Origin of the sequence: Mesorhizobium sp. M7A.F.Ca.US.002.01.1.1, from assembly GCF_004022955.1 — a bacterium.
In the GTDB taxonomy this organism is placed as follows: domain Bacteria; phylum Pseudomonadota; class Alphaproteobacteria; order Rhizobiales; family Rhizobiaceae; genus Mesorhizobium; species Mesorhizobium ciceri.
Map to the genome: position 1 here is coordinate 1 of NZ_RZQE01000179.1, position 10,956 is coordinate 10,956.

Below are 10,956 nucleotides of genomic sequence, written 5' to 3' on the forward strand. Positions count from 1 at the left end.
CCCAGGATGCGATCGGGTCCGAGCTCCTGCAAAAGGTTCAGTTGCCCTTGGCGCGACGCGTCAGCGCGCCTGTCGGTCAGGTTGACGATCTCGCCTTGATTGATGCCCTCGATGGCGGCATGCGGCTGGTCGACAAAACTCTTGAGCCCCTCGGAGAGCCAATGGTAGCGGCGCGCCACCTTGCTGTCACCGTTCATGCCTTGCTGCACCACGACCCAGCGACCGTCATCGGTGACGATGAAACCATGCAGGTAAAGATCGAAACCGTCCTGGACTGCGGCGCTGTCGACCTTGGCGACAAGACGGCTGACGGTGGCCAGGCCCGCTCCGTCAAAGCCGACGCGTTGGCCGATGGCTTCGAGTTCATGCGGGGTTTTTCGCGAATGCGCGCCGCGACCACCGCAGACATGAATGCCGAGCTCGCCGGAAAGCGGCGTGAGGCCACGCTTCAAAGCGCCCACGGCGCTGGTCGTGATCCCCGACGAGTGCCAATCCATGCCCATGACAGCACCAAAGGACTGAAACCAGAACGGATGCGCCAGCCGTCGCAGCAGTTCGTCTCGACCATAGTGATGAATGATCGCTTCGCACATCACGGCGCCAAGACGCGTCATGCGGTCACCGAGCCATTTTGGCACGCGCCCGCCATGGAGTGGAAGATCAGCACTTCCCGATCGTTGCGTCACGTCTGCTATCCGTTCTGGTGTCCGTTATTCTCTTAACAGATAGGCAGCCAAACCGCGCAAGGAAGCATGGACACTTTCCGCCGAGCCGAGTTGGCGAACGTCAAGTCCAGTTCGAGAGAACCGTTTCCATCTCAACCGTCTCGACCTGCTGCGCGAAACGTTGGTGGTAAACGGTCAGCAGTGCGTCGTGGGTTGCATCGGAAGAACTGCATAGCGCGTCCGTGACGAGAACCACGCGATAGCCGAAATCGATGGCTCCGAGCACCGTGGCCAGAACGCAAACATCCGTTTCGCCACCGGTGATGACGAGCGTATCGATGCCGCGCTCCACCAGGAAGGCTCTGAGGCGCCCTTCGAACCAGGGCGAGTAGATGTGCTTGTCGATTATCGCCGCTGGCGGGCAGTAGCCGGCTAAAGACGGCAACAGCTCGGTCATTTCAGGCCCGATCGTCTCGATCGTCTGTGAAGCCCAGCGCTCATAATAGCGCTTCCAGGTGCCGACGCCCTGCCCCGGCTTCTTGGCTGGCAGGAAGCGTGTAAAGACCGTCTGCGGCGCGCGTCTTTCGACCAGCGTCTCGATCTGCGGGAGAACCCGGGTGATCCAGGGTGTTGCCCATTGAGACGGCTCGGCAAACAGCCGCTGCATATCCACGCAGACATGCATGCATCGATCGCCCAGGGGACCGTATGCCAGCCCCGGCATCGACATCAGTGCGTCTCCGACCGGCCAAGCATTCCCTGACTCCTCATTTTGCCAGCAAAGACACGCAACGCCGCGCGCAAGCACTGGTTCCTGAGATAGCCAACAGGAACCGACGCAAATGACCGGCGTTTCCGCTGTGATGAATGGAGGTGCTCGCATGAGACCGCGCGAGAGGCGTTGGAGCCGCAAGTCAACCGGGGCGCCAAAATGGAACTGAGCGGAGGATGTCTCTGCGGCACGATCCGCTTCCGCGTTGGAAGCGAACCGAGAGTGCATTACTGCCATTGTGATATGTGCCGGCGAGCGACCGGCAGTGCGTTCGCGGTTCTGGCCTGGGTACCTTCCCAAAGCGTGACCTGGACCGATGCGACGCCGACCTATCGCAGGTCTTCGCCGATTGCCTGCAGGGGGTTTTGCTCCGCCTGCGGATCGCCGCTCAGCCTCGCCTATGACGCATCGCCGGGAGAGATCGCGCTTCATGTCGGAACGTTCGACGATCCAGCTCGCCTGGAGCCGCGCTACAATTATGGATCGAGGCAGCGACTTGGCTGGGTTTGCTGCGGAATGGACCTGCCGCACCACGACACCGAGGAGCGATGGTGAAACCATGTCTGAAGGGGAAGCCTGATGAGCATGTTTTACCGGGCGGCCAAGATTGCCGAAGAGGTCCACGCGGCACAGCGCGACAAGACCGGGCGACCTTATATCGAGCACTGTCGGCGTGTCGTTGACGCGGTCGAAACCAAGGATCAGAAGGTCGTCGCCTATCTCCATGACGTCCTGGAAAAGGGCGAAGGCTGGGACCGGACCAGGTTGGAAGAGGCCGGTTTTGGCCCGACGATCGCGTCGGCCGTCGACGCCATGTCGCGCAGGGACGGCGAGGATTACTTCGCGTTCGTGCGACGAGCGGCATCGAATCCATTGGCGCTGCCGGTGAAGCGCGCGGATCTGGCGGACAATATCTGGCAGGCACGACAGGCCGGGGCATCAACCGTCAGATACGAGGAGGCACTACGCATCCTTGATGAAGAGTTTCCACGCGGTTAGCAGCTGCCTTGAATTTCAGCTCGCGCCGATGAGAACGGGCAATCTACTCCGTGACGTGGGGCGTATGCCTTCTGTCCTCCGCGGGCTCGACATCGATGCGCGCCTTTTCCGGATCGAATGCACCATGACGTGCAATGGCCCGCGCCGCGGTTTCAGGCGTCTCGTATGCCCACATGAAATCGTCAGCCGAGCTGCCCACGGCATGGACGCGCCAGTAGCTCGCGGTACCTTTCAAAGGGGAGCGGCTGGTGGTGTTCGTTTTTTCGAAAAGGTCAAAATAGATGTCTTCGAAAGGGATATAGAACACGGGCTCATGCCCTTCTTCCTGAAGCACTTTCGCCCGTTCCGTGGCAGCGACTATGGCGTCGGAAAATCGTACCGTCACCGTGCCCGCAAACGGTTCTATGGCCAACTGGCCAGCATGGTGTCTTGAGATTGCGCCTGAAGCTTGCATCCAAATTCTCCCTGGCTGCCGATTGATTGCGAGACCGCATTTCGGTTCGTCATGCATGGAGACGAAATGCGCGGCGATGCGTCAGGTTCCGGTCTTTACTATGGGGTCGATGGCGCCCCTCCTTCAGCGCTTGCCATGGCTATCGAGAAACGCAGCCAACATTCGCGAAACCTGATCAGAAGCCTCACGCGTCGGGAAGTGTCCGATGCCATCCAGCACCACCCGCCTGTAGAACGCGGTGAAATGCTCTTCGAGCCCCTCTGAAGACTGGGCAAACACAACGCGGTCGTCACCACCGTGAAGCGTCAGGATCGGCACGGTGATGATCTTGACCGTTGCTTGCCGGCGGGCGAGTTCGGCATAACGCGGATCGGGCTCGGCCTCTTCCCACCGGACCCGATAGGAATGCAACGTCACATCCGCCCAGTCAGGATTTTCGAACGAGCTCGCAACGCCATCGAAAATGGCGTCGTCGAACCAGCCTGATGGACCCCAGCTGTCCCACTGATACCTGGCGAATTCCTTGCCGTTCTTTCGTACGAACTCGGCGCCCCGTGCGGTCGCCATGAACCATTGATACCAAAATGCTTTCGCCTGTTCGGGCGTCGGCGTTGCTGGTTTGCCTGGTTGCCAGCCGAGGGACAGCGCAGCGCAGCACTTGATGCGGTCCGGAAAAACCGACGCGAGCAGATAGGATATCCGAGCGCCCCAATCATGTCCGACAACTGCAAAGCGGCTGATGCCAAGCGCATCTGCAAAATCCAGCACATCCTGCGCCATCGCGGCAATCTCGCCCGAGCGCATGGTTTCTTTCGACAGGAACGATGTCGGCCCAAAGCCTCGCAACCAAGGGGAAAACGTCCGGAAGCCAGCTTCATGAAGGACCGGCGAAATACGAGCGTATGTCGTCGCGTCGTCGGGCCAGCCATGCAGCAGGACAACCGGGGCGCCGTCCTGCGGTCCACCATCGAGATAGGCGACGCGCAGCAGAGGTGTGTCGCAATGTGAGACGGAGTTCATTTGCTCTGAGGCACCGTAGCTGGCTGGTCGCCGCCAGTCGTGGGGCCTGGTCTGGCGGCCTGATCAACCTGTGGGTTCTTGTTGCTGGTGGCTTTCATCGGCTCGGTGTTGTTGTCGCAGGCGCCGAGCGCAAGGGCAGCGGCCAAGACCAGGAATGAAAAGAACCTCTTCATCGAAACCTCCTCTGGTTGATGCCCGGCAAACGAGGTTCCGCCAATTTGGTTGCCCGACCGGGGTCCTCAAGACGCCATGGGATTGCCGATCAACGCTTCGAGCTATTGGAATCGGCCGCAACTGTCGGGTCAGGCAGAACCGGGCCACGTTCAGTCTCCGAACCCTCAGCTTCGATCTCCTGCACGGCCCGATCCCAGTGCTCCTGCTCGCGGCCTACCGGCCGGCCCTCTTGTTCCCAGATTTCATGGGCCCGTCGTTTGATCTTTTCTTCCCTGCTGTCCATGGCTAGATCCTCCAATTCGTCAGTCTCAATTCCGGGCCATATTTTTTGTTCCTCCTCTGTCGGCAACAGCCGCTGCCGGATTTCGGGAAGGCCCTTGTGGATTGCATGGAATGACCGGCTTGGTAAATTTCGTACCGATATTTTTTCGTGACACACCTATGCTCGCAGTTTTATGAATCAGGCTATCGGCCAGCGCCGAGCACGTCCCTCTCCGATCCCACTGCCCGGCGCTCAAAGCCGGATCGCCCGTCGCATCGACATGGCGGGCTGTTGCTTCGATTGGAGGTGACGCTCATGCGGGAATTGCCGAAAGACATCGACGCCGATGTGGTCATCGAAATCAGCAAGCTGCTGGACGACAGCCCGCTTTTCGTCCCGGTGCGGGTTCATGAACTTGCGGCCAGGGTGAGGCAGAGGGTGAAGACCGGCCTGCCAGACCTTTCGATTGAAGAACTGATCGTGGAGATGGCCTCCGTACGTCAGCTGGCCATGGCCTTTGATCTGCCTGGATCGGAGAATGTCGTGCAAATCCCGGTGCGGTATCGCCGCTAGCACTGCGACATCAAACGCTCCATCCGGAGGTCAGAACAAGCGACGCCTCAAACATCTGCGCACCGATCTCATCGCGTACCTTGACGGTTATCTTGACGAAATCGCAGTCGGGCATTTCGTCTTGGGCGACATCCTGCAAAATACGAATTGCTTCCGCTCTGGCTTGTTCCCGGGATTCGAACAGCTGCCCGTCATCGTCGGGTACCGCGCCGTCACCGTTTTGAAGATCAAAATAGTACCGTTTCATTTTTCCTGCCGCGCTGGGACATCTGGCGTTTCAATGATTCCGCTTCATGGTGGTTCCTGCCCGCTGGCCGTGCTGGTGACGACGTGGTCGTTCAACGCACCGCAGGGCGAAGCGCCGATATGAAAAGCACCAGCAACGCCAAGGCGTTGAGGCCTGCGGCGATGGCATGCGAATACTCCCATTGGCGCCGCAGCAGCTCCCAGTTTTCAGGGAGGACAGTCCAGTTCCGGGTCGCCTGATTGATTGGATAGGTCAGCGTCCAGAAGGCAAACTGCGTGGCGCCGATGCTTAGAAAGGCGACAACAACCAAGCCGAAAGATGCGCTCGCTCGATAGAGCAGGATCGCCAGGGCGGCCGTGGAGAGCAATGCTCCCAGCACCACGATGCCGAACAGGCTCCATCCATCATAGGCGCGCTGCGCAGCCAGATAGTTTGGCCCGTCGAGCTTCATCTTGTTGAACATGGCGAAGAAATGCGCGGCGGCCGGAGCGAAAGCCAGTGCAACGAAAATGAAGCTGACCACTCTCAGACTATAGATTGCCATGTCGGTCTCCTCTCAGGAGACAGCTAGGGCAATCGCCAAGGTTGAAAAGGTCGCTTTAACGGCGGCTTCCGCCCGCGATCGTATGATCTCAAGCGGGGTCGTTTTTTAGCACTCACGCATCTATCTCGGAACATTTTTTTTGGGTGCTGGTTCTACCCAGTGAAGGGACGAACCTTACCCAGGGAGATTTCCCATGAAACGTGTTCTCATTACCAGCATGCTGGCCATCGGGCTCGGCTGTGGAACGGCGGTGGCTCAGACACAACAGACCGAAAGCCAATCTGGCGCAGACGCCAACTGCGCTTCCGGGCAGGCTGACTGCCAGAACGGCTCCAAGATGGGCGAGCAGGCCCAGGGCAAAGCCAAGCTGAAGACCGACGAGCAGGCTCAGGGCAAGGCCGGCACCACCACCGACCAGCAGGCCCAGGGCAAGACCAAGATGCAGACCGACGAGCAGGCTCAGGGCAAGACCGGCACCACCACCGACCAGCAGGCCCAGGGCAAGGCCTCGACACAGGATACGACGTCGACCGGTTCCATCAACAACGTGACGGTGGAGCAGAAAACCCAAGTCACTCAGATTATCCGGGAGACGAAGGTCGAGCCTGTGTCCAATGTCAATTTTGACATCAGCGTCGGCGTCGAAGTTCCGCGGCACAAGGTCAGGCTGCATCGGCTGCCGGCTCGTATCGTCAAGATCGTTCCCGCTTACGAAAGCTACGAGTATTTCGTGCTTGCGGACGGTCGGATCGTCATCGTTGATCCGGATACGTTCAAGATCGTGCTGATTTTGACCTGATATGTCCGACGAGTGGTCCGCCCTCCAGAGGGCGGACCGTCATTGCCGGACTGCTATGGATTCAAAGCAACTCCGAAGAGAACCGCAAGCGGCAGGTGATACAATCTGCCACCGCATGGCAGACTCGGCTAGAGACGCCCGAGCACGACCAGGATTATGACTATAAGCAGCAGAAGACCGAGGCCGCCGCCCCCGTAATAGCCGGTGCCGTAGAATGGCCCGCCGCCAAGTCCACTAAAGCCGCCAAGCAATGCGATAATCAGAATGATGATAAGAATTGTGCCGAGACCCATGACTTGCTCTCCTGTTTGCGGCTTCGCGCCGTGTAGACGGAGCGGCGGTCGCCGGCTGATGAGAATATGAACTCGCTACAAGCCTTCCTGTTCCCGATTGAGACCTCATCGACGCTGCAAGGTCTGGCCGCTCAAAGTTGTTTAGGCGAACAAAGGTCATCCCGAGACGCCCGAGTAGCCCCGGTCTTTCAGCAATCCAGCGAGATGGGCGGCGTTTGAGGCTGCCATTTCGATCGCACCCGAGACTTTTTCCGGAGTTGCCGGCAGGTCGACATAGTTGACGTCCTCCATCGCCTCGCCAACCCAGTAGACCCCGCCATTGGCCGGGATGGTGAAGCCGACATCGTTCAATGCCTGAAAGCATTCCGCGTGGCAGTGATGCGCACCGTCCTCATTACCGACGATGGCCACCAGGGCCACCTTTCCTGCTGCCGGCATTCGCCCTCTGTCATCCGTCTCCTCGAGAAAGGCATCCATCCGCTCCAGGACGCGCTTGGCCACACTCGAGGGCTGGCCAAGCCAGATCGGAAGCCCGAGCACGAAGATGTCGGCCGCCAGTATCTTCTTTCTGAGTTTCGGCCAATCGTCGCCCTCGCCCATGTCGGAGAGCACGCCGGGCTTGATATCGTGGCTGAGCGCACGCACGATCTCGCCCTTCACATCGTATTGCATCAACGCCGCCAGGACATCGGCGAGCAACCGATCGGTGGAGGATTTTTCCCTGTCGTTCGAAGCTTTGAGCGAGCAATTGAGTGCGAAGGCCGTAAGCGGCATGTGAATCTCCCTGCATTGTCCTAATTGCAAACCGCCGCGACGACTTCGCGACTGCCCATTCGCCCGTTGCGGGATCGCCCGGCATTCTAACGCCAGGGTTAAATGCTTGTTCCGCAGGCGGACCAACAGGGCCGGTGGATGGCCCCCTCCTCCCACTTGGTGACGGTCGAGCCGGCTCAGAAAGCGGGCTGGGTCCTTGAGCACAGACGTTGGAGAACGGACAGCGGCGAGCGACGCAGACTGAACTGGTGGGGCAACCTATTCGTTCGCTCTTCGTTTTCTTCTGAGTTCCCGAAAATGGATAGACGATGCTCGTCCAGACCCTCGAAGCAGGCGATATGCAGCTGGCGGTATCCACGGCCGGCGATCCGCGCCGACCGGCCTTGATCCTTCTGCACGGCTGGCCCCATTCCAGGAAAATCTATGATGGCGTGATCGATGAACTCGGCACGCGGTACTTTACGCTGGCTTTCGATCTTCCGGAGATCGGTGAATCGCGTGGCACTCCGCCGTCGGCGGAAAAGAAGGTTCTTGCCGGTATTGTGATTTCAGCCGCCGAGGCGCTTGGGGCCAAATCCATCGTCGTTGCAGGCTTCGATGTGGGCGGCATGATTGCCTTCGCTGCTGCTCGCCATCATGGCGGTCGCATCGTCGGCGCGGTGCCGATGAATACGGTTATCCCCGGCCTTCAACCATGGACGAAGGTAGTCGCAAACCCGGGCATCTGGCACTTTGCGTTTCATGCGGTGCCTGAGTTACCGGAGTTGCTGGTGACGGGCCATCAACGCGCCTACTTCGATTTTTTCTTCGATCTGCTCGCCGGCCGTCCCGAAGCATTGACCAATGAAATGCGGGAGACGTTGACGCAGGCCTATGCGAGGCCGGAGGCACTTAAGGCCGGCTTTGATTGGTATCGCGCGTTCAAGCAGGATGCCGAGGCCAATGCCCCGGCGCGCATCGAAGTTCCGATCCTCTATATCCGCGGCGACGCGGATTTTGGATCGATCGACGATTACCTCGAAGGTCTGAGGATGTCTGGCGCAAAGAACCTGCAAGGTCACATGATCGCCAACTGCGGCGAATTCCTGCCGATCGAGGCACCGGCAGAATTCGTCAAGGCGCTGGTGGAATTCGCACCGAGATAGTGAAGCGATCAGCGTTTATGCAGGTGCCTACTGGCTCGTGGAAGTTACGCGCCAGACCGTGTTCCCGACATCGTCGGCGATCAGCAGCGCGCCGGATTTGTCGACGGCAACGCCGACGGGCCGCCCGTGCGCCTTGTTGTCCTTGCCGAGGAAACCGGTGACGACGTCCTGCGGCTTGCCATCTGGATGACCGTCTTTGAACGGCACGAAAACGACCTTGTAGCCGTTGAAGCTCTTGCGGTTCCAGCTACCATGCTCGCCAACAAAGGCGCCGTTGCGATAGAGCTCCGGCAGGTTGGTTCCAGTGTAGAACGTCAAGCCCAGAGGTGCGACGTGGGAACTCAAGGCATAGTCGGGAGGGATCGCCTTGGCGACGAGGTCCGGCCGCTGCGGCATCACGCGCGGGTCGACATGCTGACCATAGTAGCTGTACGGCCAACCATAGAACGCGCCGTCCTTGACCGAGGTCATGTAGTCGGGAACCAGGTTAGGACCGAGCTCGTCGCGCTCGTTGATCACAGCCCACAGCGCGCCGCTCTGCGGCTCCCAACTCAGCCCGTTGGGATTGCGCAGGCCGCTCGCGAAAATACGATAGCGGCCAGTGGCCCTGTCGACTTCCCAGATGGCGGCCCGGTCCTTTTCCGCCTGGATGCCGTTCTCGGTGATGTTGCTGTTGGATCCGATGCCGACATACAGCCGAGACCCGTCGGGGCTGGCCACGAGAGACTTTGTCCAGTGGTGATCGATAGGTCCGCCGGGCAATGGCGTCAGCACGGCGCCCGGCGCGGTGATCTTGGTGTCGCCCGACGTGTAGGGGTAACGCACGATGGCGTCGGTATTGGCGACGTAGAGATCGTTGCCGACCAGGGCCACGCCAAAGGGCGAATTGAGATGATCGAGGAAGACCTCCTGGACATCGGGCAGACCATCGCCGTTCGTATCCCGCAGCAGGGTGATACGGTTGCTTCCTTCGGTGCCGCCGCCCGAGGTCGCCATCAACTCGATCCAGCCCATGATCAGGTCTTTCGGCCGCTTGATCGCGGCACCGGCCGGCGCCACGGATTCGACCACCAGAACGTCACCATTCGGCAATGTGTAAAGCGAGCGCGGATGCCTCAAGCCCTTGGCAAAGGCCTGGATTTGCAAACCCTTGGCGACGGTCGGCTTCTCGTCTTGTTTCCAACCGACGACCGACGCGACATGCATGGGCGGCACCAGATACTGAATAGGTTCAGGTAGCGTCGGGTTTGCTCCGACCTGATCGGTGGGATCCGGTTCGTTATCGCTGCATGCGGGCAGCGCCAAAATCGATCCGAACAGCAGACCGAGGCTCGCGATACGCCGGATATGTCTGGCGGAGACATTCATTCGACCACCTCCACTTGAGTGTGGCCGGAACTCCATCCCAGCAGTCCCAGCAAGAGGATAACGATCACGGCGACGGCGGACAGGATGAGCCCCGTCGGCACGACCGAGGTCCAGGCATCACGGCTGTGCACCAGTGCGTTGAAGAGCGATATGACGAGCACGACGAGGCTGCCAAGGAGATATGGCCATGCAGGCCCGGCTTGACGGGCAAGTCGGCCGGTAGACAAATCGACAAGTGCTGCAAGGACCGCGAGCACGCCTACAACCAGGCCGGCAAGGAGCAGCCAGGCGGAAAAATTTGCCCACATCATTTCAGCGCTTCGCCAATAGGCAACGTCGGTCAGCAATGTGCCGACGAAACATGCGTTTGCGACCGCCATCGGCGTTTTATGGAACGGACGCCGGGCTGCCACCAACACGGATCGGGCACGGGCCATGGACATTCTCCACCTTTGAAGCTGTACCTGTCCTCCAAACCAACTTGTGGTTGGGAGGTTCCCGGAACCGTTTTGCGTTCAAGAACTCGTGATGGCGCTGGCAATGGCACAGAACGGCTCGGCGCGCGATGCTCATGCGGAGTTGGTGCGCAATGTCCTCAAGGTGATCGAGTAGCGGTGCAGGTCAACCGCCGGAATGCTGTGCTCCCATTCCGTGCGCGATGGTCCGGTCATGAGATACGCCGACCTTGGTTCGACGACGATGGTCCGGCGATCCCATTTGGCGCCATTCTTCCGCCGGAGCCGGAAGCTGCAAGGCGCCAGCAACGAAACACCCGCAACGTCTTCGAAATGAGGCTTGTCTCGATGCCAGCCGATGCCGGCGCCGGGCCGGTATTCGTTGATCAACACTTGCGCGAAGGCGTTGGCG

General features: G+C 59.8%; 18 protein-coding genes. 5 read left to right on the top strand and 13 right to left on the bottom strand.

Annotated features, from left to right (window positions below; genetic code table 11):
• Nucleotides 1-686, bottom strand: a 686-nt coding sequence (locus EN932_RS18275) for a DUF763 domain-containing protein (protein ID WP_128368960.1), incomplete at its 3' end; no start/stop codon positions are given.
• A 100-nt stretch (nt 687-786) separates the two neighbouring features.
• Entirely contained in the window at nt 787-1,395 is a 609-nt protein-coding gene (locus tag EN932_RS18280; protein ID WP_013531556.1) for a cysteine hydrolase, read from the bottom strand.
• Between the two features lie 201 nt (nt 1,396-1,596).
• Here EN932_RS18280 and EN932_RS18285 point away from each other — a divergent pair, with 201 nt between their 5' ends.
• On the top strand, nt 1,597-1,992 hold the full coding sequence (locus EN932_RS18285; protein WP_027161657.1) for a GFA family protein: 396 nt from the start codon (nt 1,597-1,599) through the stop codon (nt 1,990-1,992).
• A 24-nt stretch (nt 1,993-2,016) separates the two neighbouring features.
• A complete protein-coding gene (locus EN932_RS18290) occupies nt 2,017-2,436 on the top strand; it encodes an HD domain-containing protein (protein WP_013531555.1) in 420 nt (139 codons plus the stop codon).
• A 43-nt stretch (nt 2,437-2,479) separates the two neighbouring features.
• On the opposite strand, the gene EN932_RS18295 is transcribed toward EN932_RS18290, so the two are convergent.
• From EN932_RS18295 to EN932_RS18310, 4 genes are all read right to left on the bottom strand, one after another.
• Entirely contained in the window at nt 2,480-2,890 is a 411-nt protein-coding gene (locus EN932_RS18295; RefSeq protein ID WP_013531554.1) for a DUF427 domain-containing protein, read from the bottom strand.
• Nucleotides 2,891-3,013: 123 nt separating this feature from the next.
• On the bottom strand, nt 3,014-3,910 hold the full coding sequence (locus tag EN932_RS18300; RefSeq protein WP_127385506.1) for an alpha/beta hydrolase: 897 nt from the start codon (nt 3,908-3,910) through the stop codon (nt 3,014-3,016).
• On the bottom strand, nt 3,907-4,083 hold the full coding sequence (locus tag EN932_RS18305) for a hypothetical protein (protein WP_013531552.1): 177 nt from the start codon (nt 4,081-4,083) through the stop codon (nt 3,907-3,909). The genes EN932_RS18300 and EN932_RS18305 overlap by 4 nt, the downstream gene beginning before the upstream one ends.
• 89 nt (nt 4,084-4,172) lie before the next feature.
• Nucleotides 4,173-4,367 carry a DUF2934 domain-containing protein gene (locus EN932_RS18310; protein WP_032808298.1) on the bottom strand — a complete coding sequence of 65 codons (195 nt, stop codon included), beginning with the start codon at nt 4,365-4,367 and terminating at the stop codon, nt 4,173-4,175.
• Between the two features lie 294 nt (nt 4,368-4,661).
• On the opposite strand from EN932_RS18310, the gene EN932_RS18315 reads away from it, so the two are divergent.
• Nucleotides 4,662-4,919 (top strand): hypothetical protein, encoded by a 258-nt coding sequence (locus tag EN932_RS18315; RefSeq protein ID WP_013531550.1) that lies wholly within the window; start codon nt 4,662-4,664, stop codon nt 4,917-4,919.
• A gap of 10 nt (nt 4,920-4,929) precedes the next feature.
• Here the strand turns inward: EN932_RS18315 and EN932_RS18320 are convergent, their stop codons facing one another.
• Together EN932_RS18320 and EN932_RS18325 are read right to left on the bottom strand one after the other, a co-directional pair.
• Nucleotides 4,930-5,166 carry a hypothetical protein gene (locus EN932_RS18320; protein WP_027161660.1) on the bottom strand — a complete coding sequence of 79 codons (237 nt, stop codon included), beginning with the start codon at nt 5,164-5,166 and terminating at the stop codon, nt 4,930-4,932.
• Between the two features lie 91 nt (nt 5,167-5,257).
• Nucleotides 5,258-5,710, bottom strand: a complete 453-nt coding sequence (locus EN932_RS18325) for a membrane protein (RefSeq protein ID WP_013531548.1) — start codon at nt 5,708-5,710, stop codon at nt 5,258-5,260.
• A gap of 193 nt (nt 5,711-5,903) precedes the next feature.
• Here EN932_RS18325 and EN932_RS18330 point away from each other — a divergent pair, with 193 nt between their 5' ends.
• Nucleotides 5,904-6,509, top strand: coding sequence for a DUF1236 domain-containing protein (locus tag EN932_RS18330; RefSeq protein ID WP_128368961.1), 606 nt, complete (start codon nt 5,904-5,906; stop codon nt 6,507-6,509).
• Between the two features lie 128 nt (nt 6,510-6,637).
• Here the strand turns inward: EN932_RS18330 and EN932_RS18335 are convergent, their stop codons facing one another.
• Both EN932_RS18335 and EN932_RS18340 read right to left on the bottom strand, forming a co-directional pair.
• Nucleotides 6,638-6,802: a DUF3309 family protein gene (locus tag EN932_RS18335; RefSeq protein WP_013531546.1), complete on the bottom strand. Its 165-nt coding sequence runs from the start codon at nt 6,800-6,802 to the stop codon at nt 6,638-6,640.
• Between the two features lie 156 nt (nt 6,803-6,958).
• Complete coding sequence (locus EN932_RS18340; protein ID WP_024505224.1) at nt 6,959-7,576, bottom strand: NAD(P)H-dependent oxidoreductase; 618 nt, start codon at nt 7,574-7,576, stop codon at nt 6,959-6,961.
• 308 nt (nt 7,577-7,884) lie between these two features.
• Here EN932_RS18340 and EN932_RS18345 point away from each other — a divergent pair, with 308 nt between their 5' ends.
• Nucleotides 7,885-8,721, top strand: a complete 837-nt coding sequence (locus EN932_RS18345; protein WP_127366453.1) for an alpha/beta hydrolase — start codon at nt 7,885-7,887, stop codon at nt 8,719-8,721.
• Between the two features lie 27 nt (nt 8,722-8,748).
• Here the strand turns inward: EN932_RS18345 and EN932_RS18350 are convergent, their stop codons facing one another.
• The 3 genes from EN932_RS18350 to EN932_RS18360 all read right to left on the bottom strand — a co-directional run.
• Nucleotides 8,749-10,089, bottom strand: a complete 1,341-nt coding sequence (locus tag EN932_RS18350; RefSeq protein ID WP_127368728.1) for a sorbosone dehydrogenase family protein — start codon at nt 10,087-10,089, stop codon at nt 8,749-8,751.
• Nucleotides 10,086-10,526 carry a DUF2231 domain-containing protein gene (locus tag EN932_RS18355; protein WP_127368727.1) on the bottom strand — a complete coding sequence of 147 codons (441 nt, stop codon included), beginning with the start codon at nt 10,524-10,526 and terminating at the stop codon, nt 10,086-10,088. The genes EN932_RS18350 and EN932_RS18355 overlap by 4 nt, the downstream gene beginning before the upstream one ends.
• A gap of 132 nt (nt 10,527-10,658) precedes the next feature.
• The coding region (locus EN932_RS18360; protein ID WP_245483293.1) for an alpha-ketoglutarate-dependent dioxygenase AlkB at nt 10,659-10,956 on the bottom strand (298 nt) is incomplete at its 5' end.

Bases quoted from the DNA above. Each gene is read 5' to 3' on its own strand.
- EN932_RS18320 (WP_027161660.1), bottom strand. From the start codon at position 5,166: ATGAAACGGTACTATTTTGATCTTCAAAACGGTGACGGCGCGGTACCC.
- EN932_RS18345 (WP_127366453.1), top strand. From the start codon at position 7,885: ATGCTCGTCCAGACCCTCGAAGCAGGCGATATGCAGCTGGCGGTATCC.
- EN932_RS18300 (WP_127385506.1), bottom strand. From the start codon at position 3,910: ATGAACTCCGTCTCACATTGCGACACACCTCTGCTGCGCGTCGCCTAT.
- EN932_RS18325 (WP_013531548.1), bottom strand. From the start codon at position 5,710: ATGGCAATCTATAGTCTGAGAGTGGTCAGCTTCATTTTCGTTGCACTG.
- EN932_RS18280 (WP_013531556.1), bottom strand. From the start codon at position 1,395: ATGTCGATGCCGGGGCTGGCATACGGTCCCCTGGGCGATCGATGCATG.
- EN932_RS18355 (WP_127368727.1), bottom strand. From the start codon at position 10,526: ATGGCCCGTGCCCGATCCGTGTTGGTGGCAGCCCGGCGTCCGTTCCAT.
- EN932_RS18350 (WP_127368728.1), bottom strand. From the start codon at position 10,089: ATGAATGTCTCCGCCAGACATATCCGGCGTATCGCGAGCCTCGGTCTG.
- EN932_RS18335 (WP_013531546.1), bottom strand. From the start codon at position 6,802: ATGGGTCTCGGCACAATTCTTATCATCATTCTGATTATCGCATTGCTT.
- EN932_RS18305 (WP_013531552.1), bottom strand. From the start codon at position 4,083: ATGAAGAGGTTCTTTTCATTCCTGGTCTTGGCCGCTGCCCTTGCGCTC.
- EN932_RS18290 (WP_013531555.1), top strand. From the start codon at position 2,017: ATGAGCATGTTTTACCGGGCGGCCAAGATTGCCGAAGAGGTCCACGCG.
- EN932_RS18295 (WP_013531554.1), bottom strand. From the start codon at position 2,890: ATGCAAGCTTCAGGCGCAATCTCAAGACACCATGCTGGCCAGTTGGCC.
- EN932_RS18315 (WP_013531550.1), top strand. From the start codon at position 4,662: ATGCGGGAATTGCCGAAAGACATCGACGCCGATGTGGTCATCGAAATC.
- EN932_RS18285 (WP_027161657.1), top strand. From the start codon at position 1,597: ATGGAACTGAGCGGAGGATGTCTCTGCGGCACGATCCGCTTCCGCGTT.
- EN932_RS18340 (WP_024505224.1), bottom strand. From the start codon at position 7,576: ATGCCGCTTACGGCCTTCGCACTCAATTGCTCGCTCAAAGCTTCGAAC.
- EN932_RS18310 (WP_032808298.1), bottom strand. From the start codon at position 4,367: ATGGACAGCAGGGAAGAAAAGATCAAACGACGGGCCCATGAAATCTGG.
- EN932_RS18330 (WP_128368961.1), top strand. From the start codon at position 5,904: ATGAAACGTGTTCTCATTACCAGCATGCTGGCCATCGGGCTCGGCTGT.